The 23,981-nt window shown below is 41.9% G+C and carries 23 protein-coding genes; 8 read left to right on the forward strand and 15 right to left on the reverse strand.

All coding sequences use genetic code 11. The annotated features are described in order from the left end of the window. The first annotated feature begins 88 nt into the window (after nt 1–88). A complete protein-coding gene (gene pcn / locus NWE91_04670; GenBank protein MCW3985684.1) occupies nt 89–829 on the forward strand; it encodes a proliferating cell nuclear antigen (pcna) in 741 nt (246 codons plus the stop codon). Between the two features lie 4 nt (nt 830–833). Then, nucleotides 834–1,880, forward strand: coding sequence for a DNA primase large subunit PriL (locus tag NWE91_04675; protein MCW3985685.1), 1,047 nt, complete (start codon nt 834–836; stop codon nt 1,878–1,880). Here NWE91_04675 and NWE91_04680 read toward each other — a convergent pair. From NWE91_04680 to NWE91_04705, 6 genes are all read right to left on the reverse strand, one after another. Further along, entirely contained in the window at nt 1,852–4,788 is a 2,937-nt protein-coding gene (locus tag NWE91_04680) for a DUF1460 domain-containing protein (protein ID MCW3985686.1), read from the reverse strand. The genes NWE91_04675 and NWE91_04680 overlap by 29 nt on opposite strands. 313 nt (nt 4,789–5,101) lie before the next feature. Continuing rightward, nucleotides 5,102–6,712: a nucleotidyltransferase family protein gene (locus NWE91_04685; GenBank protein ID MCW3985687.1), complete on the reverse strand. Its 1,611-nt coding sequence runs from the start codon at nt 6,710–6,712 to the stop codon at nt 5,102–5,104. A 360-nt stretch (nt 6,713–7,072) separates the two neighbouring features. Further along, the gene (locus tag NWE91_04690) at nt 7,073–7,882 is read right to left on the reverse strand and encodes a glycosyltransferase (protein ID MCW3985688.1); all 810 of its coding nucleotides are present in this window, start codon (nt 7,880–7,882) and stop codon (nt 7,073–7,075) included. After that, a complete protein-coding gene (locus tag NWE91_04695; protein MCW3985689.1) occupies nt 7,883–8,014 on the reverse strand; it encodes a hypothetical protein in 132 nt (43 codons plus the stop codon). A gap of 74 nt (nt 8,015–8,088) precedes the next feature. Continuing rightward, nucleotides 8,089–9,174, reverse strand: a complete 1,086-nt coding sequence (locus NWE91_04700; GenBank protein MCW3985690.1) for a glycosyltransferase family 4 protein — start codon at nt 9,172–9,174, stop codon at nt 8,089–8,091. A gap of 27 nt (nt 9,175–9,201) precedes the next feature. Then, nucleotides 9,202–9,927, reverse strand: a complete 726-nt coding sequence (locus NWE91_04705) for a glycosyltransferase family 2 protein (GenBank protein MCW3985691.1) — start codon at nt 9,925–9,927, stop codon at nt 9,202–9,204. Between the two features lie 504 nt (nt 9,928–10,431). Here NWE91_04705 and NWE91_04710 point away from each other — a divergent pair. Further along, complete coding sequence (locus NWE91_04710) at nt 10,432–11,235, forward strand: polyprenol monophosphomannose synthase (protein ID MCW3985692.1); 804 nt, start codon at nt 10,432–10,434, stop codon at nt 11,233–11,235. 178 nt (nt 11,236–11,413) lie between these two features. On the opposite strand, the gene NWE91_04715 is transcribed toward NWE91_04710, so the two are convergent. Together NWE91_04715 and NWE91_04720 are read right to left on the reverse strand one after the other, a co-directional pair. Beyond that, nucleotides 11,414–12,535 (reverse strand): glycosyltransferase, encoded by a 1,122-nt coding sequence (locus NWE91_04715; protein MCW3985693.1) that lies wholly within the window; start codon nt 12,533–12,535, stop codon nt 11,414–11,416. Between the two features lie 83 nt (nt 12,536–12,618). Further along, on the reverse strand, nt 12,619–14,487 hold the full coding sequence (locus NWE91_04720) for a DUF2079 domain-containing protein (GenBank protein MCW3985694.1): 1,869 nt from the start codon (nt 14,485–14,487) through the stop codon (nt 12,619–12,621). A gap of 235 nt (nt 14,488–14,722) precedes the next feature. Here NWE91_04720 and NWE91_04725 point away from each other — a divergent pair, with 235 nt between their 5' ends. The 5 genes from NWE91_04725 to nifU all read left to right on the forward strand — a co-directional run bounded on the left by NWE91_04725 (nt 14,723) and on the right by nifU (nt 18,412). Beyond that, nucleotides 14,723–15,940: a DNA primase small subunit PriS gene (locus tag NWE91_04725; protein MCW3985695.1), complete on the forward strand. Its 1,218-nt coding sequence runs from the start codon at nt 14,723–14,725 to the stop codon at nt 15,938–15,940. A 2-nt stretch (nt 15,941–15,942) separates the two neighbouring features. Beyond that, the gene (locus NWE91_04730; protein MCW3985696.1) at nt 15,943–16,494 is read left to right on the forward strand and encodes a hypothetical protein; all 552 of its coding nucleotides are present in this window, start codon (nt 15,943–15,945) and stop codon (nt 16,492–16,494) included. Nucleotides 16,495–16,590: 96 nt separating this feature from the next. Continuing rightward, nucleotides 16,591–16,845: a sulfurtransferase TusA family protein gene (locus tag NWE91_04735; GenBank protein MCW3985697.1), complete on the forward strand. Its 255-nt coding sequence runs from the start codon at nt 16,591–16,593 to the stop codon at nt 16,843–16,845. A gap of 12 nt (nt 16,846–16,857) precedes the next feature. Then, nucleotides 16,858–18,036, forward strand: coding sequence for a cysteine desulfurase NifS (gene nifS / locus NWE91_04740; GenBank protein MCW3985698.1), 1,179 nt, complete (start codon nt 16,858–16,860; stop codon nt 18,034–18,036). After that, nucleotides 18,029–18,412, forward strand: a complete 384-nt coding sequence (nifU, locus tag NWE91_04745; protein ID MCW3985699.1) for a Fe-S cluster assembly scaffold protein NifU — start codon at nt 18,029–18,031, stop codon at nt 18,410–18,412. The genes nifS and nifU overlap by 8 nt, the downstream gene beginning before the upstream one ends. Nucleotides 18,413–18,578: 166 nt before the next feature. Here the strand turns inward: nifU and NWE91_04750 are convergent, their stop codons facing one another. From NWE91_04750 to NWE91_04780, 7 genes are read right to left on the reverse strand one after another with little or no spacing between them, the layout of a single operon-like run. Then, nucleotides 18,579–19,196, reverse strand: a complete 618-nt coding sequence (locus tag NWE91_04750; GenBank protein ID MCW3985700.1) for a class I SAM-dependent methyltransferase — start codon at nt 19,194–19,196, stop codon at nt 18,579–18,581. Then, nucleotides 19,180–19,998, reverse strand: coding sequence for a 16S rRNA (adenine(1518)-N(6)/adenine(1519)-N(6))-dimethyltransferase RsmA (gene rsmA / locus NWE91_04755; GenBank protein MCW3985701.1), 819 nt, complete (start codon nt 19,996–19,998; stop codon nt 19,180–19,182). The genes NWE91_04750 and rsmA overlap by 17 nt, the downstream gene beginning before the upstream one ends. A gap of 10 nt (nt 19,999–20,008) precedes the next feature. Beyond that, nucleotides 20,009–20,563, reverse strand: coding sequence for a DUF655 domain-containing protein (locus NWE91_04760; protein ID MCW3985702.1), 555 nt, complete (start codon nt 20,561–20,563; stop codon nt 20,009–20,011). A 57-nt stretch (nt 20,564–20,620) separates the two neighbouring features. After that, nucleotides 20,621–20,959: an RNA polymerase Rpb4 gene (locus NWE91_04765; GenBank protein MCW3985703.1), complete on the reverse strand. Its 339-nt coding sequence runs from the start codon at nt 20,957–20,959 to the stop codon at nt 20,621–20,623. Between the two features lie 4 nt (nt 20,960–20,963). Further along, nucleotides 20,964–21,266, reverse strand: a complete 303-nt coding sequence (locus NWE91_04770; GenBank protein MCW3985704.1) for a 50S ribosomal protein L21e — start codon at nt 21,264–21,266, stop codon at nt 20,964–20,966. Then, nucleotides 21,263–22,594: a tRNA pseudouridine(54/55) synthase Pus10 gene (locus NWE91_04775; protein ID MCW3985705.1), complete on the reverse strand. Its 1,332-nt coding sequence runs from the start codon at nt 22,592–22,594 to the stop codon at nt 21,263–21,265. The genes NWE91_04770 and NWE91_04775 overlap by 4 nt, the downstream gene beginning before the upstream one ends. Nucleotides 22,595–22,606: 12 nt before the next feature. Continuing rightward, nucleotides 22,607–23,941 (reverse strand): signal recognition particle protein Srp54, encoded by a 1,335-nt coding sequence (locus tag NWE91_04780; protein MCW3985706.1) that lies wholly within the window; start codon nt 23,939–23,941, stop codon nt 22,607–22,609. Nucleotides 23,942–23,981 lie beyond the last annotated feature (40 nt).

Below are 23,981 nucleotides of genomic sequence, written 5' to 3' on the forward strand. Positions count from 1 at the left end.
AATCTCTTGAGCGGTATGCTTTTATTTGGCTGACTTACACATACCTAACCACTAGAAAGGAGACTAATCAGCATTGTTTAAGGTTAAAATGACCAATGCAAAGCTCCTACGAGACATGTTCCAAGCCATAGCTATCCTCGTAGACGAGGCCACTTTCAACCTAAACCCCGAAGACATCCAACTCCGCGCTATGGACCCCAGCCGCGTTGCCATGATAGACTTCCAATGGCCCAAAACCATCTTCGACGAATACGAATGCGACCAACCCCAAAAAATGTGCATAAACATAACCGAGCTACTCAAGCTACTCCGAAGAACAGGCAAAGACGAGACCGTAGAACTATCCCTAAACCCTGAAACCGCTCGTCTCCAAATCGCAATTACAGGCAGATACACGCGCACCTTCAACATGCCCACATTAGAACCTCAAGAAGAAGAAGTTCCAACCCCAAAAATAACCTTCAAAGTCGAAGCCAAAATAACCACAGATGGACTACGCCAAGCCATCGAAGACGCTCAACTAGTAAGTGACCATGTACGCATTGAAGCCGACACTGAAAAATTAACCCTCCAAGCCACGGGAGACCTCATGGGCGCCACTATAGAACTCAAGAAAGGAAGCGACGCACTCCTAGACCTCCAAACCCAAGAACCAGCCAAAGCCACCTTCAGCCTCAGCTACCTCGCCGAAATCATCAAAGCAGCCTCAGCCACCAGTGAAATCGCAACCCTCCAATTCGCAAACGACATGCCTATACGCATCGACTTCCAACAACCACAAGAGGGAAAACTCACCTTCTACCTAGCCCCACGCATAGAAGTAGAATAGCCGCATGCCCTTCACAACATACGACCTAGCTAAATACCCCTTTCTCCCCCAAGCCGCAAACTACATCAAACAACTAGATTTAACCATACAAGAACTAGCAGAAACCCCCATGCAAGAAATCCTCAAACACGCTGAAAAACGCATAACCCAATCCTTCCAAACCTTCCCCCAAACAGCATACCACCCAAAAAACCCCAACATAGAAATCCCCTCATTTCCCGTAGCAATCATGATCGTCACTGCCATCAAAGACAAATACCTCAAAAAAAGATACGCCCTCTACGAAGCAAAAAAAACCTACGAACACCTAAAGGAAGAAAAACAACAAAAGAAAACCCTAGAAATCGCAAAATTCTTCAACTGGAACATCTCCCAAACCAACGCTGGAACATACCCTTTCACACTCCACTTCACAAACTACCTACAAAACACCACAACTCTCCAACAATCAGAATGGAAACTCATAAACAGACAACTCAGCAAAGGCAAAGTCCACCTCACCACACGCGAAGTCTGCCGCCTCCTCCAAGAAGAAATACGACGACATGTAGAGGCGAAACTTGACACAAAAGTTAGTTCACTGCCCCCAGAAATTAGAGCAATAGCAGAAAAACTCAAAAATACCTTTATGGCCCGCAAAGGGGCAATCAAACTAGAAGAATACCCAAAAACAGTAGACGTCGAAGCCTTCCCTCCATGTATAAAAGCGCTCTACAACTCCATATCCAGCGGTCATCACCTCTCCCACATCGGCCGCTTCACCCTAACCACATTCCTAGTAAACATAGGCATGACCACCGAAAATGTCCTCGACCTCTTCCGAACACTCTCCGACTTCAACGAACGCCTCACAAGATACCAAGTGGAACACATTGCAGGCCAGAGAGGATCAAGAACAAAATACAAACCCCCAAGATGCTCCACGCTCAAAACCCATGGCGTTTGCATCAGTCCAGACGAAAACTGCAAAAGGATAAGACATCCCCTAGCACATTACCTTAGAAAACTAAGGATAAAACAACTCAAGCAAGGAAGGGAAAAAGAAGCTTAACTCTTTTTTTGATAAACTCAACTATCTTCCACCTCTTCCTTACCCAGGGCCAAACAGAATATGCAATGCATGCGAGAAAAGCCCCCGCAGAAATAGTTGCCCCATAATAAAACCATCTCTGAGGTTCATACTCAATAGTGACACTCAACTGACCTGTACGATTAATCCAGAAACCGTTTATTACGCCGTATAAAGTGGTGCTTGAAACTTTTTCACCATTGACATAAGCAACCCACAAAGGATCATAAGTTTCGGCAAAGGCAAGTGTGAAAGAGCATGTAGCGTTGACGTTTACAATGTATTTTGTTGGATTTATTTTTGTCTGGTTTATTATTTCAGCGGGTTTTTGCTCTGCTGCAAATATATCTTGTAGGGTTTCGTTGGAATTTTGTGTGGAGAATAGATATATCACGTCGAGTTCAGCATTCGTTGGAGTTGTAATTTGTATTTTATGCTTGCCTTTGTCTAAGTATATTGGGTCAACATAGTTCCAGTTGAGTCTAGTTGAGTTAATTGTGTACGTTTGGTTGTCTATTGCTATTTGGATTTGACCTTTTGATCTTGTTGCTATTCTGTATTGGCTTGGTTTTAGTATGGTAATGTTTTGCCAGACTGTTGAGCTCTGGTTTAAGATTAGTATTTGTCCGTTACTTGCCGCCCCACCATATCTGCTTGATTTTGTAGCGTTCTTGTAATAGAGATCCTTTTCTGCTTCAAATATGTAGATTGTTCTTTTGTTTTGGAGGTTTTTTTCTAATTGGTCTTGGGTTTTTTGATATTCTTGCTTCGGGATTAATGCGAAAAGGTTGACTGCGTTGAATCCTTTGATGTTTGTTAATATTATCTTGTGTTGTCCCTGTTCTAGACGTACTGTGTCGATTTCTTTCCATGAGAATGTGTTCAGTTGGTGTTTTGTCGGCATAGTATATTGCATATCATCAAGTTGGATTCCTATTTCTCCCCCTTTTTGGTTTGGGAAATAGCGAATTAGAAACACGTAGTTGTCCGTTTCTGCCACTTTGAGCGACATTTCTAGGGCGACGGATTTGGAGATTTCGTGCAGATCATTGTCGTTGAGCGTTAGATTTTCTTTCATGGTTGGCGTTGCCCATGTGAAGACTAGACCTTTTCCATAATCGAATTGCCAATTTTCTATTTCAATCTCCTTCAGATATGAGCACCATTCCACGCTAGATCTATGGATTGCTGTTTTAGACCATAGTGTTGAGGGGTTGGAATGGAAAGTCGCCTCATATGGAGCGATTACAACCTTTTTTCTGCTTAAGAGTGAGAAATCATTGGCTTTAGGTGTCAATATCACATTATCAGAAAGATTTGGGTTGTCCCCATCTATTGTCCTTTGATCCAAAAACGATATGCACGAAATTGTTGGGTTAAAGGATTCAATAAAGGATAGTGAATTTAAGATTTCAAATCCGCTGCCAGTCACCAAGTAACTTGAGCCAGGAATGTAGATGTGAGGCGATTCATTTCTATTCTCAAAGATGTAGATAATTCCATCCTGCTTAATAATTTGAACGTCCTTTTGAGAATTTAACGCTCCTGCCAAGTCTCCGTTCCCCATAGAGTCGTGAAAGATTATATATCGCACATTCACAAAAGTGAGATATTTCCCAAAAACTTCTGTTCTATTGCTCAATAGGATATGAAGTGCATATTCATAGAGATATCTTGATTGCAATTGAGAAATCCCTGCTACTGGTTTTGCACTTGAATACGCATCGAACGGGCCAATAAGGCTATCAGGCGCCCATGTAGTTCCTTGTCCAGTAAGTTTAGGCAACCATAGAACTTTAATGTCAAAGGGGTCATCTTCAAGCCATTCATTTGTTGAATAAAATTCGTTTGGAACAACTACCGGTTTAAGGGGCCCGCCAAAATAATTATGTGCGGTGGGAGCTACATAGATGAAAAGAAGAAAGACGAGTAAAGTCCCAAATAGCACATTCATCGTACGCATACGCTTCTCTTGAAACTTGAGGTTCTTCTGATTAGTTGTACGTAGTAGATGCGGTAATTTATTCATCAAACCCGCCGAAGCTAACCCCATCATTATTGCGTATATGAAATTCAGAAGAAATCCCCATTTGTCTGGGTCCCTTAACAGCCACGAAAATTTATTGACAAAAGGAATACTGAAACAGAATTCTTCATAAACAAAAGGAATTGGATTGTTTGTTCCACTTTGAAGAAAAATCACTGCAACGACAACTAAAGCCATGTATACCACTTTTCTTTCCTTTTTATGTAACAGCAGTGAGGAGAAACAGATAATCGGTATCAAGAAACTCGTCGTTTTCCAAAGAGAATCCAAAGACGAATTGGCAAAAGAGTAATCAACCTTTGGGTTCCAATAGCTTATAAGTCTAAGCGCGTTTAGAAAACTGCTTCTTCTACTAAGCATTCGTAAATTTTCAACTGTAAAAACGTACGTAGGTTGTGGCAAGCTTGAGATTGAATAAGACACTAAAGGTAATATCCAATAAGAGTTAAAGGAAACATATAAAATTAGGAACAATGCGAAATTCAACGTGATCGTCTTTCTCTGATTTTTCTGCACGCTAGGCGGAAACAACAATCTGTATAAATATAGCAAGGATAGCAAGAGAGATATGAAGACGATCGAATGGATTGCTGTCGAACATAATGTAAATGTGATTGCGGCAAGAAAACCATATTTCAGATCTACTCTTCTGTGTCTGAGCATTTTTATGAAAAACATAACTATCAACGGAACAAGGCTGTAGCTAGTGAGTAAAAATCGATGAGAAATTCTATTCATCACCCATGGATTGAACGCATACAAGATCGCAGATGCAAAACTGCAAATAAATAGTCCTTCTTTTTCTACATAGTTACCTAAAATTTCTCGCGCAAAAATATACATAGAGAAACCAGCTAAAGCAAGGGTGCTTATTATCATAAATTTGAAGTAGGTATCCGCTGGAAGATTTAAGGCAAAAAAAGGCATATAAAAAATCAGCAGATAAGCTTGCCGCATGAAGCCGTTCAGATCAAATATGCCATATTCTGTCCAAGTTGGGAAGTAAATGTCTATGAACTTGCGAGTGGTTAAAGTGGATATAAAATCTCCATGAATAATTAGACCCGGAAAGAAAAGAAGATCCTTGGTGAGGACAAACAAAACACACGAAATTAGCAGAAAGGCAACTAGGATGTCTCTTTTTGTATTAAAGAAGCTACTTAACGTTTTCTGAAACGACATGGCTTCGCAACCAATTTACATTATATGGCAACTCATGGGTTGCTTTGAACTTTATTTTTCGATATACTCCCAGTAAGCAGTCTATGAGTTGAAAAGCGTTTTTCTTCGGAATAAGCTTGTGTGGGTGGAAAAAAACGATTTTTGCAAGGCCTTCTGGATTCAATCTAAGTTGACCCGAAGAACTCAAAAATTTACTGTTGTATATGATGGATGCCTTCAAAGAACAATAAACTATTAAGACCGACAGATAGTTCTCTTTCAACATTTCTGCTATTTCATGAGAGCTCAGCTCCCTTAGTGATAAAGAGATCGAGAGGAAGTCCCCTAATGTCGTATAATGATGCTGAAAAATTGAGTGTGAAGAAACTATTAGCATATCGTATTTGCAGGAAGGCACTTGAATTGGTGTGTTTTTTATGGCTACTGTACGTAAGCTTTTCCATATCTCGTCTTCGTTGAAGAGCTTCACACCCGACCACGAAATTTCATAATGCAAATCAACATCCACACCGTTAATAACAAAAGTCACGGCCTTATGGAAAATATGGGTTCGCCTCTCATCGCAAAAACTCCTCAGTAAGACTGCACATCTCTCGAAATCTTTTCTTCTCACCAAGATATCAATGTCGCTTGGAACGCTGGTGTAAGGTTGGAAGGTCTTAAAGACAACAAATTCGATTTCTTCTTCACTGAATTTCTCGGATATTTTCTGCAAAACGTTAAGCATTTTTTCTTTCCGAATTTTGCATATTCTCAATATACTGATAAGCCTATTTCTAATATTCTCAGGCAATTCTTCAGAATAACTGTCAAGCAAATTTTCTAAAAAGATCATTTCTACATTGTTCCTTGTTACCATATCGATTATATAATCCCACCGCAGCTTTTTCCAAGCTATCTTGCCCACGAGTTTCTGGCTACCCTGGTAGTCAAGGTCTGGATAGGAGAGTAACAGAATGATTCTGTCTTCTTCCGACAGTGAACTAACGATCTTCCTCCTGAACTCTAGGAAGATTTCCTCGAGACACTTTTCAATTTCTCTCCGAGTGTTAACAATTCTTATGTTAAGCATCTTAGCCAGTTGCAAGTAGCGTTCCCTTTGAACTTTGTAAAAGCGCAACGAGTAATTGTGGGTTGCCTTCTTTCTATTGTATGCGATTTCGGGGGAAACGTCGGTAAGAATCACAATGTCAGGTTTTGGAAAGCATAGATACATAAGCCTAATAACTTCATTGCTGCAACCTAGATATTCCCAACTCATTAAAAAATCATACACGAATCTGTCCATCAAGTTAATTTCGGTTCTTTTGAGAATCTTTATGTGGAAGAGGCGTATTAAAGAATCAAACCACACAAGAATAGTCCAGAGCTTTAAGTAGACTGGAACTCTCTTTCGTTCATAGTTTTCTCGCATCACTTTCCTTAATCTTTGCGCCTTGGAGATTTTTGACAAGTATTTCAGAAACAAATATTCAAATTCTTTTTGGTACACCACGGTTAATCCCTTTTTTTCCAGGAATTCTTTGAAACGTTTTGCTAGCGTGGTCTTCCCGCTTCCATCGTTACCTATAAATGCCACGATCATACCTTATCTATCCTTTTTATCTTCACGCGAATGATAGAATCTTAAGAAGCTAAAAAGCTGCAAGATAACACCTATTACAAGCATAAAATATGCTACTACTGCAATTTCATTGGCAAGAAAAACACAGTTTGTGAGATTATCAAAAGCTAATAACCCAGCGCAGACTAGCAGAAGCGCTTGAAAGCCCAGAATAAAAGGCGCTCCTAGATTCTCATTGAAAAACCTTTTAGTTTTGGTTACAAGCATTAGTAGCAAGGTCCGTATTTTTGGGCCGTAGATTCTCTCACCCTCCAGTAAACCAAATGAAAGTAGTGTGCATAGAAATCAACAAGTCACCCACAGTATCTCTGAAGATGTCGTTTATTTGCTCACCTCTGAAACCAGATAACCAAGCGCCGCAGAACAGTATCTAGTCACTTGATATAATAAAAAACCCATTGTGAGAGTTGGTTGTTGGACAAATTTTTCCCAGTTTCTAAAATATGCCACTCTTACAGGTTGTATTTGCTTCCATCCCTTTTTGGGGTTTTTCGTGGTGAATCGCCCTATCGTTTTACCATAATAATAGTGTTTCTTTATTATGTCTAGAAGAGAAGACGGCTCTCCAAGATGAACTTCCTTTGACCTTACCCGACCTACTTTATATCCCTTCTCTAGAATTCTATTGTGAAAATCATAATCTTCGCCTCCAATCAAAGTCTCATCGAAACCGTTTAAACTCTCAAATACCTCGCGTCTGAAAAATCTTGCAGCAACAATTAACTCATCACCCACATAGCATTCCCTCTCCAAATTTCTAACTTTCGACCAGAAACTAATTGTAGGATCAGAGGCGTTATGGACACACACCGCATCATAGCCATCTTCACATCTTTTCACAGCTTCCTCCACAACCTCTGGCTCAACAAAAAAGTCCGAGTCGACTCGATAAAAATACCTGCCCTTAGCCTTTCTCATTCCCAAATTCACTTGAGCCGCTCTTTCTGGTCCCATAGTATAAACTTTAGCCCCATACATTTCCGCGATCTTTCTTGTCATATCTGTAGAATATTTGTCCACGACTATGATTTCAATGTTTGAATAAGTTTGCTCCTTAATCGATTTCAAACAGGCTTTGATAGTGGCTTCAGAATTATATGCCGGAATTACCACAGAAACTAGGGATTTCATTTAATTGCCTTCTTGCATAATACTTCTATGTTCATGTATCCTAAACCTTTTTGCCTTTTCTACAGACAAATCAACTCCCATAATCCTCGCAGCATCCACAAGCAACTCTTTCTCCTGCGATGTGTAAAGCAAACTATAATCCCCGCAACTTCCAAATCAAGAAAATGAACGTGATCTCTTAAATTCTATTAAAAGCTATTGCCCTTCTAAATTCTCCTCAAGATATTCAAGAACTCTTCTGTGCTTTTGTCCCAGCTAAATCCTCTAGCATATTCCAAAGCATTCCTACTTAGCCTTAACCTTAAATTCTCATCTTCCAAAACATTGATTAACCCATCAGCCAAACTCTTAACACTGCCACTTTCGACCAACAACCCAGTTTCACCATCCTTGACCGAATCTCTCAAACCATTCACATCATATGCCACACAAGGAACACCGAACGCATTCGCCTCTACAACATTCAGTCCAAAGCCCTCACGAACACTAGGATTAACCAGAACCCAAGTCTTCTTTAAAAGCCGCCGCCGCTCTACATTCCCAACTTTGGGAAAAAATCGAACACCATCGAAACTCATCCTCTTTAACACTTTCCTAAAATAGCCGTCCCCGATAATCCAAAGCTCAGCGCTCGGAAATCGTTCTTTCACAAGCCTAAAGGCCTTAATGGCGTGATCAGGCCTCTTCGCCCTCTTCAACCTGCCCACATAGGCAACCACTGGATGTCTTTCTTTCTTGCAAATTTCCTTTAAAGGCTCAACATTCAATCCCTCAGAAACAATAAAAACCTGCTTAAATCCCAACTTCTCCAGATCGAGTTTCGAACTCTTGGAAACGGTGACCGTGGGAGTTTCCACATAGTTTTTTAACCACTTTTCTTCCAGATAATGATAGCCAATGTAGCTTATTGGAAATGGTGTCTCGTAGAGCCAGTACTCTCTTGCTAACTGATGAATCAAAGCCACAATTTTCTCTTCACTACCCACGAATTTTGGTGTTAAAAAGGGCTTCGTGTTGATTTCGTCAATTATAATATCGTAGTTTTCTTTAGCGAAACGCCTTTTATAAAATTTTTTAGCCCACCAATAAACTGAGTACTTCCCACCTGCCCTAATAATCTTAATTCCATCGGAAATTTCTTCCTTTCTGCAACCCTCAAACTGAGATGTAAACAATGTAACTTCATGCCCAGCATTAACCCATCTCTTCGCATTCTCATAAGTGAAAACTTCAGCCCCACCCATGCTTGGATTGAGCCAGCAACGCCAATTAAAAATTAGAATCTTCAACATTATATCCTATCACAGACAATCAAAAGTCTACATGGCACGTTGATACCATCTGACAACTCTTAGCCTATACGCTATTCCAAGTAGATCAATCAGCATCCGCCACACTTCCCAAAAGTTAACCATTTTCTTAACACGTGCTTTAACTGGCAACTCCAAAATCTTTAACCCGTGAATGTTTGCTAAAACCAATAGTTCAACGTCGAAGGCAAACCGCTTTACAATAAGTCTAGGAAAGATTTTCTCCAATTGCTTTCTCTTAACTACTTTTAATCCTGTCTGTGTATCTTTAAATTTCACCCCTGTAAGTATTCGAACAAGCAGATTGAACCCATGGCTAAGAAACCTCCGCATCGCAGACATTTCTACCCTAGATCCAGGGTGCCATTTCGAGCTTATGACTATGTCTGCATGCTCTACAGCCTTTACAAAAGGGGTAATCTGTTCCGGTTCAACATCCAGATCGCCATCTATAAAAACAACGATGTCGCTTCGGGCATTTGCAAAGCCTGTTTTGACTGCGTGCCCCTTTCCAGAGTTCCTCTCATAACTGACTATTTTGACGTGGCCGTTTCTATTGGCGTAATTTATAGCCTTTTTTGATGTGCCATCTATACTCCCATCGTCCACTACAATAACTTCATATTTAGAGCCAGTTTTTTGAAGAACACAATCAACCTTTTCTAGACTATCCTCTATTTGTTGCCCCTCGTTGTAAGCGGGCATAACTACCGTGAGCTCAGGCTTTCTAATCATCTTTCCCACGATCTTCAGCTTTTCTATGCTGGATGAAGTAAGTGATTTGTAGAACAAGAGCGATGTTTAATATAAAGTAATGCGTGCGCGCGCAGCTTCATAGGTCCCTTCACCAACGATTTAGATAGCATTGCCCCTCTCCTCTGTCATCTTTAGACTTGACATATTGAAACTCTCTACGCTGCAATTAATATAAAAGACTTTTCGAATAATCTAATGTATTCACAATTTCTTTTAAAGTAGCTTTCATTCTCTCACATTGATTGTAGGCACGGGCACATTAAGACTAACAACTCGGAACTCAGCTCAGAATTAACACGAACATATGTCAAGGAATCCAAACTCTGTGGTAAAAGCCGAACAAGAAGTTGAAGCTTGAAAATCTCCAAGAGATGGAGTAAAAAATTGTTGGCCGTCAAATAAATTTATAAAGGGTAAATACTGAGATTGTCTTTTCAATAGAAACATCGTCTATGACAGCTGGGTTGAAAAGTGGAGAAATGTATGCTCTCTGCAACACAAGAGGAAAGGAATTTGCTTCCTCCCAGCGCAAGACATGAAAGCCTAGCAAATAAGCAATCTCTCAGCATCATACTTCCAACTTTCTGTGAAGTTGAGAACATAGAAAGTCTAATCAGGGAAATCAAGGACACAAACCAAGATGTATTAATCCTCGTAATAGATGACTCGAGTCCAGATGGGACAGCTGGCAGAGTCAAGAAGCTGCAGAAAGAATATAGCAACATTTTGCTCTTGGAAAGACCTGAAAAACTGGGGCTTGGAACAGCCATCACAGATGGGTTTAAAGCAGTTTTGTCTTTGGAGAACCCTCCAGAACACATTATTACAATGGATGCGGACTACTCTCACAACCCACAAGCCATACCGCAACTACTTGCGGTAGCAGAAAAAGGCTACGATTTAGTTATTGGAAGCCGGTATTCAAAAGGTGGCAAAATTGTTGGGTGGCACATCCTACGGCGGATAATTAGCCGTGTTGCTAATCTTGTGGCGTCCACAATGGTAGGTTTGAGGATACATGATTGCACAAGCGGCTTCAGATGTTATTCAAAAGAATATGTAAAGAGTGTAATCGGTTGTCTCCACAGCCAGACGTATGAAATACAGATAGAAACGGTGAAACAGGCGTGGATTAGAGGATTTGCTCTAACAGAAATGCCTATAGTGTTTGAGAATAGAAAAAGAGGCAAGTCGAAGCTTACCAGAACAGAATTCCAAGGATTTCTTTCCTATATCATCAAAGCTAAACTTGCCATTCTAAACAGGGCGTCAAAAACTCAAACTTGAAACCCGAAGAGAATCTTTTGAAAAGCAAATATAAATCTAGAGACTCGCGTAATGACTATCTTCGTTCATCCACCAATTTTGTTCGACTTCTCCCTCAACAGCCCGAAGAGTAATTGCACACCGGGCCCCTTCTGTCTCACACATCTTTCTCCATCAAAGCTTCCTTTGCGAGTTTCACTTAACACCTACCGGCTTCTACCATTTGACTCCATTCATCCGCTATGTCTTTTATGTCAAAAATTAAAGCTCTTCTTCTAGCGTTCATTCTCATAGTTGATGAGTAGCCACTCCTCCATAACTTTACAGCCAAACGTATAATTTCTTCATGAGTATTGACAAGCCAGCCAGTTACACTATTAACGACTGTTTCAGATGGTCCTTGGCGGTTGAAAGATAATACTGGAGTACCGCACGCCATGCTCTCCACTGGTATGTATCCGAAGGGTTCATGGTTGAAAGTAAACAATGTAAAGAGGGCATTTGAGTATAGATTTACAAGCTCCTTATCAGATACTTCGCCAAGAAACTCGATGTTCCCATGCCCAAAAACCTTCTTTGGCTTAAAAAGAATTTTCGATCCGAAAGCCTTAATCCTCACACCTGCATCTCCAATCTCCTTTAAAACGCAAAAATCAGTCTCTTTACCAAAGTAAGTTAAGACATAATCACCAGAGTGCGTTGATGTAGGCTTGAATGCGTTGCAATCAAGAGGGGGGTATATAACTTTATGAACTTCAATATTTCTCTCTTCATACATTGATGCACAAAACTTCGAGTTGGCGATTATGAATTTTGATTTCGAAGCTATGAGCCTTGTCAATCTGTTGTCAGCGAAAGTAAGTATAGATTTCAAGATTTCATACGGAAATCTGTAACGTAGTGGAAATTCGTACTGCATATCTTTGAGTGCATCTGTAGTAGGACCTTGGGCATACCATATTGTGGAAGGTACTGCTATCGTATGAGAAAAATTGATCACTATGCCATCTTGAGGAGGGAAACTTCTGGAATTGAGATCAAAAAAAGCTTCGCGAGCCCAAGTTTCAAGCCATAAAAAAGGAGGTCCACCTCTACTAATCGTGTGAGCATTAAGGTCTATATACCTTAAAGATTGTGTCTTGAGGAAATTCTGAACACCGTCAGAAATTTTTGTGGAAATTATGGAAACATCATGTTTCTTTTCAACCATGACTTTTGCTACAAGAAGCGCAGGAGCTATAGGACCATATACGTCCAACATGGGATCACAGATTATACACAAATTCAATTTTTCACACTTGCTGTTCCATTTAATCGCCATATCAACGCTTTATTATACGCACTTTTATTACTGACTAACTTGAGTAATTAAATTGCAGCATTGGTCACGTTTCGAATTTCTACTTAACTAATCTTGGGGCCCAATTGAACAACCCTTATGTAATCTAAATACAGATTAGCAGCATTATTAACTTGCGCCCCTTTGAACTCAACACTTAAGGGCAATTCCGTTTGAAAGCTTAGAGTAAACTCTTCCCAAGTCCCTGAGCCTTCAAAGTCGCCGACATCTAAAACTGTTGAGTTAAGGAGAGTTGCCCCTCCATCCGCAGTTACGGCAAGAGTCACCACGCTAACATCTTGAGAAGCCCCAGTCAACCTTAATCTAAAAATCACTTCATATCGCCCAGGAGGAACTGCGTAATCTGGTCCACCCCAAAAAGTAACGTTGCTAAGATCTTCAGTAGTGTGAACCAAGACTTTGCCATACTTCGACGCTGTTTCCGCAATTATTGAACCATCATAAAGAGCCAATGTCTCATAATTAAAACTAGATTTCAATGGAACGAAGATTAATGGTTCATTCCTATAGTCTCTTCTAAGCAACAAGATATCTTCAGCATACGCATAGGTTCCATAACTGCTTCTCGCTAGCAACTCAGAGGCTATTAACTTCATGTTCTGGGCACCTTCAGTTCTTAAATCCAGAAGCACAAAATCTGGATCATTTTCGCTCAAAATGATAAGTGCATACTCTTTCCACACGTCGGAAATACCAGTATAATGCATGGGATAGGGTTCGTCATAACTGAATGGTAGAACCCAAGCATCAAATCTGTTTGATATAAAAGGGAAAAGGTTATTTGTAGCTAAAACTGACGCGTTTTCCGGTATCAATAGCATAATTTCATGAGCAGCATTGGTTTTCTCCGTATTGAGCACTATAGGCTGGATCCGCGCTACACCAATCACAAGCGAAGCCAAGGCAAGAAAAAGCAGCAGTCTGGAAAAGACATGGATCCTGGAGGGCTTCAAGCGTAATAGTCTCTTTATGCCTTCTATTGAGGAAAGATATACAAAAGGGACTATGACCAATGAGTATTGATAACCAATCTCATAGTACGGACTATAATTCAACATGAATATAAAAAGAAGCCAAGGCACACTCAACGAGATGTACGGAGAAAAAAGAGGAGTGAATAATAAGGGTGCCAGCAACAGCGTCAAATATAAGAGCTTTATGAGTGTATTGTACCCCAAGTAGTTGAACAACTGAAGTGGGCGACTGACATCCTCTAACAACGGCGCCAAGACAGTCATCGATTGAGTCTCCGGTTGCCTAAGATAAGAATGCACAGTAGAGGCCAAGAATAACCACAAAATAGATGAAACAACTGTGAGAATCACATACGGAGCGATCTTTCTCAACTTTTCTTTCGCTTTAATTTCCATAATTGTTTCAAACAATATTATTAGAACCATTAAGAAGGCCATATACTCATGCACCATAAGTGAAAGAAGCATCGAAAGACTATAGAATTTCAGGTTTCTCTTTCTTAAAAAGTACACAGTCGCTAGAAGAGTGATAGGCATGAAAGCCTCAAAGTGGAAATCAAATAGGTTAGCCCCCAAGATCAAGGGATTTGTCAAATAAGACAACGAAAGTATGAATGCTAATCGCTCACCGAGTTTGACTTTCGCCAAAAGGTATAGAGGTACGACGCCTAGGGCTATTATGAAACTCTGCAGCACCAGAAGTGTTTCAGGATGAGGCCAAATTGCATAAATAGGTACAATAAAAATGAGGATCGGTGAGAAGTGGACTGCAAAAAAACATTGACCAAACCAAGGCTCCACAGTATAGTAAAAAAAGCGCCCATGAACTGTAGACCAGAATACTTGATTGAATATACCAAGATCCCAAGCGTGTGAGAATAAAGAATTGTGCCTCAAAATGGTTACAACACTTATCGCAACAGTATAAAAGAAGATCATCAAGGCTAGACGATTTCTAAGGACCTGCCCCTTCGCGAATAACGTCTTTATTACCTGGACCCTAGACACCCTCCTTAATAAAACGAGACATACTTGTGCATATATTGTAGGTTTAGGTGTTTTCAGGATTTAAAAACTATGGTTACCATTTTTTGGTGCGCCAACGGGAAGCCTCAATATCCTTATTATCGAACTCTTATCTAATTCATTAAAGTAGTTCAAGGAGAAGCGTGTCTTGCAACATTTCGCTCGAAACAAATTCTTTGAATATTACCAAAAGCACTTTTCAAACATTCAACCCCCCACATCTTTGGAAAAACGTGAGTTCGGCTTCCTTTTGTTCGAGGGAAAAACTATGCTTAGGCACAAGAGCTTTAGAAGCATAGACAACCTCAAACATTCCTTGAGTACAATCGTTCCTTCAAATGCTTACTACTCTAGCGCTTATTATGAACGACCTGAGGCTGAGATGGACGAAAAAGGCTGGCTGGGGGCAGATTTAGTGTTTGACATCGACGCGGACCACATTCCTACGCCATGCGGCAAAGTTCACGACACATGGGTCTGTAGCCATTGTGGTTTTGCTGGTAAGGGGCCTTCTCCTGAAAAATGTCCCGCTTGCGACGAAGCAAAATTTAACACCAACACTTGGATGTGCGACGAGTGTTTAGAATCCGCCAAAAGAGAGACAATCAAGCTCTTGGAAATGTTGATGAAAGACTTGGGCTTTGCAGAGGACGAAATAAAGGTTTATTTTAGCGGAAATCGCGGCTATCACGTGCATGTAGAAAACGAAAATATTCGTTTGCTTGATTCTATGGCGCGCAAAGAAATAGTGGATTATGTTATCGGGTTAGGCTTCAAAGTAGAATTGCACAGGTTGATAGATAAGTATAAAAATAGAATTGTTGTTGGACCTAACTTGAAAGGTTGGAGAGGTCGCATCGCCAAGGGAATCGACGTGTTTCTAGCAGAACAATCGCGCAGTAAAATAGAGACTATAAGCTTAAGCAAACGGCGCATTGACTTCTTAATCAAAAATAAGGAAAAACTTCGAGAAAGCTTGAAGCGTAGAGGATGGATCACTGTAAAAGGTGTAGGGCCCCAAAACTGGAAAAAAATTATCCAATGGATTGTGATCCAGCAATCAGCCAGAATTGACACGGTGGTCACAACTGATATTCATCGGTTGATTCGGCTGACTGGAAGTCTACATGGGAAGACAGGGTTTATGAAAGTTGAAGCACCTCTCGGTAGCTTTGACAAGTTTGATCCCTTGAAAGAGGCAGTAGCCTTTAAAGAAGGACAGGTGGTTGTTGATGTTGTTGAAGCACCCAGGTTTCGGATAGGAGATACACTTCATGGACCGTTCAAGAACGATTCGCGTGTGGAGTTGCCCACCGCAGCAGCCTTGTTTCTACTCTGCAAAGGTGTAGCAAAAGTGGTGAAATAGTCATGTATGATATGCTTTATGATGCTTGGTTGAAAGAGAAGCAAAGTGCAGAGTTGCAGAGGCTTCCTAAAGATTTCTACTCCAGAACAGCAGAGTATGTGGGCCGAATTCGACGAGAGGGACGAATGCTGGATCAAAAATCTGCCAAAGCAAAGTTGATTTCACAAGAGCTGTCAAACGTTAAACGGTTGATGAAAGAACTTGTCAGACTTCGTTTCAAGAAAATAGTTGATCACGCAACGTCTGCAAAGACCGTGAAGAAAGAAGAACTAACATTTGAGGAAGAAAGAATATTTCTTGGGATGAAACCTTCGCTAGAGAATTTTCAATCTTTTTTGAAAGACTCTTTGCGGGGAAAGATTTCGAAGGTCGAAGAAAAAGGTGAGTTGCCAAAAAGGATGCTTCTACGATTTTTAAAAGAAGTCCCAGCCGTTGTGGGTGCAGATTTGAAAATTTATGGTCCCTTCTCAGTGGAAGATGTAGCGACGTTGCCTATTGAAAACGCTAAAGTTTTAGTGAAGCATGGCGTCGCCATGGAAATAGAAACTAGGTAAAAGGCTGCTGCTAGATGCAAAGCTGCTTAAAATTCCTCCGCGGTTGCTTTATACCTAATTATAGCAAACCTTTTCTTAACCCTCAGCAGAGAGAACTTGGGAAAAGCCTTGACGAAGGATATGAAAGTTGACAGAGCATTAGATTGTCTAGGACTCTTCTGTCCAGAGCCAGTTTATAGAACGCGAATAGAATTAGATAAGATGGAAGTGGGCGAAACTTTAGGAATTTGGGCAGACGACCCGGCAGCAGAGGGAGACATAGAAAGCTTAACCAGACGCCTAGGCCATGAAATCTTGGAAAGAAGGAAAGAAGGAAACAAGCTTTACTTCTTGATTAAAAAGGGGAGATAAGAGGGTTTTATGATGAGAAAAGTTTACATGGACAACACTGCAGGCATGCCTGTTGACCCTCGTGTCATTGATGCCATGAACCCATACTTTGAAAGGTTATACGCAAACCCATCTTCACTGCACTCCTTTGCCCAAGAAACGAGGAAAGGGCTTGAGAGCGCTCGGGAAAAAGTTGCCAATCTGATTGGCGCAGAAAAAAGTGGAATTGTGTTTACATCATGCGCCACTGAGAGCAACAATTTGGCAATCATGGGAGTAGCGGCGAGAAACAAAGAGCGTGGAAAGCACATTATAACTACCAGCATAGAACACATGTCAGTGATAAACGTCTGCAAACATCTGATGAAACAAGGGTTCAAAGTGTCCTTTCTGCCAGTTGATAAATATGGTATAGTTGACCTCGAAGCCTTAAAGAAGGAACTGACTGATGAAACAATTCTTGTTTCGGTCATGTATGCGAACGGAGAAATTGGAACAATCGAACCCATTGAGGAGGTAAGCAAAATCGTGCACAACAAAAATGCCTATTTACACGTGGATGCTACCGCTGCGATAGGACAGGTTGCAATAGACGTGCAAAAAGATGACGTTGACTTGTTGACTTTGTCTTCAAACGACATGTATGGACCGAAAGGAATTGGCGCACTTTACATAAAGAAAGGCACACGGTTGGAGCCATTTATCTATGGAGGAGGGCAAGAACGCGGATTAAGATCTGGCACAGAAAACTCTCCAAGCATTGTGGGTATGGGAAAAGCCGCGGAGCTAGCGAAGAGGGAAATGGAAGTAGAAAGCCAAAGGCTGATTAAGCTACGAGACAAGTTTATCAAAGGACTCTTAGAAAACATTCCGTACTCTTTTCTAAATGGCCATCCGTCGAAACGGTTGCCCAACAACATAGCCGTGAGATTCAGCTTCATTGAAGGCGAATCGATGCTCCTCAACTTGGACATGGCTGGTGTGGCAGCATCTTCTGGGTCAGCGTGTACCGCTAAGACACTGGAGCCGTCTCACGTGCTGCGAGCTATCGGGCTAAAACATGAGGAAGCTCATGGCTCATTGCTGTTTTCGTTGGGCAAGCAAAACACTGAAGAAGACGTAGATTACGTGGTGGAGTTGCTACCCGATATAGTTAAAAAGCTGCGTGCTATGTCACCATTAACGCCGAAAGAGTTGAGAAAAAGTGTATAGCGAACAAGTAATGGAACATTTCAGAAACCCTCGAAACGTAGGAGAAATCCTAGACGCTGACGGGGTAGGCACGGTTGGGAACCCGGTGTGCGGCGACATGATGACTATATACATCAAAGTCAAGGACAACCGCATCGCGGACATCAAATTCAAAACCTTCGGTTGCGGCGCAGCAGTCGCTACAAGCAGCATGATAACCGAGCTAGCCAAGGGCAAGACGTTGGAAGAAGCGATGAAAATCACCCGAAGCCACGTGGCAGACAGCCTAGGGGGTCTTCCACCAATAAAGATGCACTGCTCAAACCTTGCAGCAGATGCACTGCATGAAGCCATAAAAGACTATCAAAAAAGCAGGAGGCAAACGAAAAGTGACTAAATTCGTACAATGTGCGGAGTGCAACATGAAGATAACGGGAGATAAATGCGAGTTTGCAATTTACACACATGTCAGCGACGGTAAAGAATGCGTGTTCTGCTGCGAAAAATGTGCAGAAAAGTACCAAAAAAAGAAAAGAACATAATGGACTCTGCTTCTTAGATTTTTAGAGTCCCCGTTTAGCTTCGATTAATACAATTTTCTCAAAAGCCAATTTTTCCTCATCAACTATTTTTGATCGTAGTTTGTGTTGCAAGAACCTTTTTAACGTCTCTTCCATGTTTGAAAGACTTGACTGGACCAACAGAATACGACCATTTTCCATTAGGTGTCTCGAAGATTTTCGGATAAATCGGTCAATAACCGTTCGTCCTGTCTTTCCGCCTGCCCAAGCCTTTTCAATCCAACTTTTTCCTTCATCTGGCTCAACTGGTAGATATGGCGCGTTGAAGAGAATTAAGTCGAATCTTTCGTCACCTTCAATCGCGTCGAAAAGGTCTCCCTGACGTATTTCAATTTTCGCCACAACCTCGTTCAGCTCAACGTTTTTTCGTGCACAGGCCACAGCGTGAGGGTTGACGTCCACTGCAATCACCTTGCTCGCCTTCTCAGCAACTAACACAGCTAGAATGCCACAGCCGGTACCCATGTCTAAGACACGCCCATCTTCGACCACCGACAGATTCCGAGCTAGAAGAAAAGTGTCTTCTGAAGGCAGGTATACATCGTCAGGAACGACAAAAATGTATTCCTCAAAAAAGACCTTTCTAGACCGAAAGTTCATTCGCTAACGCTCCAAAATCTTCAGGCGCCAACTCTCGAACACGTTTGTCACGAAAAGGCAAAATGTCAGCTTTCCTTACAGCCGCTGGGCTCTTCAATCCATACTTATGAAGAAGCGGCAGAACGGCCTTTCGGACTTTTCTATTGCGTTGCGTAAATAGAGTTCGTACGACTTCATCGAAGACTTTCTCGTCTTCTACTTTGAAGGGGGGGCATCTCTTGGGTTTCAACCGCACTATGACAGCGTCTACGTCGGGTGGAGGATAAAACGCTGTTTTGGGTATAAGGTCCAACAGTTCTACTTCAGCGTGGTAAGACATGTAGACTGTCAGGCGACTGTAGTCCTTGCTGGCTATTGGTGCCTTGAGACGATTTGCAAATTCTTTTTGGAAGGTCAAAACGGCACAGTCAAAAGTTTTGTTAAGAAGCCAGAAAAGCAGTGGTGAGGAGATCGAGAAGGGCGGATTGGAAACTATCTTATCGAAAGAGGGTAAGGTGACCTTAAGAATGTCGCCTTTTACTACCTCTACATTTTTGAACTCACTAAGCTCATTCTGCAAAACCGCTATCAAACAGGCATCGGCTTCAACAGCTATAACCTTCCTTGCCTTCTGAGAGAGAAAACATGTAAGAAAGCCAAACCCCGCGCCAACCTCCAGAACTACATCTGCCTGTCCCACAGCCGCATACGAACTCATAAGTTGCAAAACATGACTGTCAACCATGAAATTTTGACCTAAGCGCTTCTTTGGAAAAATTTTGTAAGTACGCATAAGATACTTTGCTTTTTGGTAGAGGTCCATGAATGTTCCACTAGGGTGCCCGAGTAAACAGCCGGTATTTGCTTCCTCCAGCTAATTCTTCAACGATACGTTTAGTAACCAGTTTGGCTGGATCAGGTATGTTAGTACGCTTTTGCAGGTCTTCGAAACTTTCAAAGGGCTTTCGCTCACGCTCGTTAATAATTTGCCACATGTACTTCTTGCCAATGCCGGGAACGAGTTCCATTGAGTGCATTCGCGGAGTTAAGGCCTGAGTAGTATTGAAAAAGTTGACGACCCAACTCTCCCGCGTTGAAACGATTTTTTCAATTACGTTTGGCAGTTCCATCCTGGCGTTTGCGGTTAAATCGTCGAAGCTGACGCGGCCAATTATGTATGTGATTTCCTTTCTTTTGTCTTTTCCAACATAAACTCGGTCCTGAGGCTTGAGAGCTAGACCTTCTTTCACTATAGCTTCTAAGAGGGTGAAGAAATCTTCGCCTATCACTTGGATAACTGCCCCTGCTCGGTATCCAGGTCTCATGCCAGCGCGACCGTGGGGTAGAAAATCCAGTACGTAGGCGTGTTCTTCGTATCTCTTCTCCATACTCTCTTCTCTCGCCCCTTCAAACCGAGATAATATGCTATTATATTGTGAAAGCTATTATTCCTTTTTTCTATACTGATTCAGGAATGTTAAAATGTTTTCCAATTTTTGAGTTTCCACAATTTTTCGGCCACCCGCCAAAAAAACACGAATCTCCTCGATACTTTCTGGCATGCAATTAACCATCTGCACTGCTTCCTCTTCGTCAAGCTCAAACTTTTCCACCAAGCCTTTCACAAGCCTTTTAGCGAATTTTGCGTCTATTTTGCTAAACTTAGCTGTGTAGTCCAGGGCTCGGCGTTGAAACTGGTCCAGATTCTCTTCGCCGATGGATTCCAATAGTTGCTTAACTTCTGGCACAGTTAACATCTTTTCTTTCAACGCTTTTCTAGGCATTCTTCTATTCTCCCTTAGTTACTCCGAAGGGTTCAAGATGTTCCGGTCTAACTATTATTTCTTTGACTGCTTTGCCTTGGGTAACATTCACCACGTAGGCTTGCCCGCTCTTATCCTCGATGATCCCGATTTTCCCATGAAAACGGCGGTGAGGCATACCTTTGTGAACGCTTGGGTTTAGCTTCACAACCACCCGGTCACCAGGCTTGTATTCCCTAAGTATCTTGCTTAGACCTACCTTTCCTTTTTCTCTTGCTTTTTTTCTCAGCAACGAACGGGTTCTGCGACGGTAGCCTTTTGACTTCATTTTTCTTCTCCTGCAACCACGCTTAATACGTCTAATTGAAGAGGTGTAGCTTTGATGTCTAAGATGCTTGCAACGCTGGGCTTTGTACGACCCTCATCCCCAGTAACTAATTCCTTTATATAGAGGCCTCCTTGACAACGGATTTGCATTTCCGCGCGGTTATGTGCCAACCTTTTTACCTTTGCCTTATATATGTACTTTTCCCGTATCAAATCGGCACGACGGTGTAAAACGCGTTGAGGCGTCTGCTGGCGAACAGTAACATTAGAAAGCATTCTCTCCACATCTTCCAACTCCTCGCCAGAAACATTACGGCTAAACTCCATTATCACACAATAAACTTTCTCGGCTGCTTCTGCCTTCTTAACCCGCCTTACCACATCTTTATCAGCAAAACGAAGGTTGTGCACCTCAACTTTTCCTCTTGCGCGCTCGTTTATTGCATGCCCAAGTCTCTGTAAGTCTATAAAACGTTTCTTGGGTTCCTTAACCTCTAGGACGAAAGGGCGCCCAGAACCAAGCATACGAGCATCGATATCTTCTCTGCCAGCACCGTGAAAAGCAATTTCTTGGCCCTCTGCCAGTTCTAACATTGGAATGCCGATTAACTCTTCAACGGATTCTTGATATTTTTTGCCGGTCCAGTTGCAACTCTCGCAGCCTCTTCCATTACATTTTCCGCACAACCACCGCGATTGGGGAATGCCACGGACAAGTTTTTTGTATCTACCAGCAATAAAAAGAGAATTTATCTGCAGCCTAATACAGTTTGTAAAGGGATTCACAAGCACAACTATGTCAGGTTTTCCATAGTCAACGTCTCTGTGGGTTATTTCACAGATTTCTTTTCCGATATCGCGGCTGAATTGGCTTTTCATGCTTTCGCCATGAGTCACATTGAAGTTGGCTTTAAACTCGTCTTCTCGCTCCGCCACTTCAAGCGATAATTCTACACCAACCAAAAAAGTGGCAAACTCATAATTCTCTAATTCATTCACAGCTTTTTTCACTAAGGCATTGATGCATTCGAACCTGCCATCACAGAGGCAACATGCCCTCTTTGCTGGTGCGCGTTTGTTGAAGCGTTTTAAAATGTCACGAGCCATTTCAAAAGAACCATTAGAGGCAACTGTCTTCAACAGAGCAATACCAGTTTTGCCTTCAGAAAGTGTAAGCTGATGCCCCCTCATAGTAAGTAGCAGCTTAATTGCTTTGCCGCGGCTCATATTCTCTGCGCCGTATCCAAGGAGGGCAAATTGTCGGCCTAAGCAATGGTTACAAAGAGGATGCTCTGTTAGCATTTGCATGGCTTTTTCCAGGATCCCCATTGGTGTTGCTGCCTACCTGAAGCCCTTTGGAAGTTTCTTTCCAGTCAAGAAAGGAAGCTTTTTACGTCGCAGTTGCTTCATCATTCGCCGCATCATATTGTACTGCTGCAAAAGCTCCTTAACCTCTTTCTCCGAAGTCCCCGATCCTCTCGCGACCCGACGTATACGAGAAGAAGACAAGATTTTCGGGGTTCCCCGCTCTTTCGGAGTCATTGACTGAATGATGACACGCCATCTTTCCAGTCGATCTTGAGCCATGTCAATCATGTCGTCTGGAATGTTATAGGACATGCCAGGTAACATTTTTAAGAGACGTTTAAAGGTGCCCATTCCTTTCATGGCTTCGAATTGCTGGTACATATCGGTGAGGGAGAATTTGCCGCTGAGTATCTGTTTAGCTTTTTTCTCTGGAATTTTGATTTCAGCTTCTCGGACTTTTTCTATGAGACTTTCTAGGTCTCCCATCCCCAAGAGACGCCCAACGAAGCGGGAGGGCACAAAGGCTTCGATATCTCCGATTTTCTCACCGGTGCTGATGAATTTGATTGGAGAACCTATGGTCGCAACTGCCGACAGTGCGCCGCCTCCACGAGCAGAGCCGTCCAATTTAGATATCAAAATTGAGCCTATTGGAGTGGCTTCGTGGAACGCCTTGGCTTGAATCGCAGCTTGCTGCCCCATAGTGCCATCTATAACAAGCATTACCTCGTCTGGTTTAATGGCTTTCTCTAGCTGTTTCATCTCTTTGATAAGGCTTTTCTCTTCTTTGTGGCGTCCTGACGTGTCAATAATAACAAAGTCCCGGTTTTGAAATTCTTTCAATCCTTTCCGAGCAATGTTGATTGTGTTTTTTGATTTTGGGTCGCCGTACACGGGAATGTTTATTCGGCTGGCTAGTTGCTTTAATTGGTCGAAGGCACCAGGTCTGAACGTGTCCACACATACTAAGGCGGGTTTCAAACCTCTTTTTTGCATATATCGAGCGAGCTTAGCAGAGGCGGTAGTCTTTCCTGAGCCCTGAATACCGACAAGCATAATAATACGGCGTTTGCCCGGCTCAATCTTTAATGGGACAGGCTTCTCTCCGAGAAAACGGGTTATTTCTTCATAAACAACTTTCACTACGTGTTCTTTTCGGGAGATACCTGGGGGAAGCTCTTCTTTCAAAGCTCTATCTTCAATTCGTTTTGATATGCTGAGAACTAACTGTACGTTTACATCAGCCTGTAAAAGCGCTCTTTGAATGTCGCGGACAAGTTCCTTCACTGTTGCTTCGTCCACGACAGCGGCTCTAAAAACCTTTCTTAAAGCACCATGAATAGATGAGCCAAGATGTTCTAACGCCATACTTCTCACTTTATCCTTAAAACTGGTGCATGCTTAAATA

Source organism: Candidatus Bathyarchaeota archaeon (assembly GCA_026014805.1).
In the GTDB taxonomy this organism is placed as follows: Archaea; Thermoproteota; Bathyarchaeia; order Bathyarchaeales; family SOJC01; genus JAGLZW01.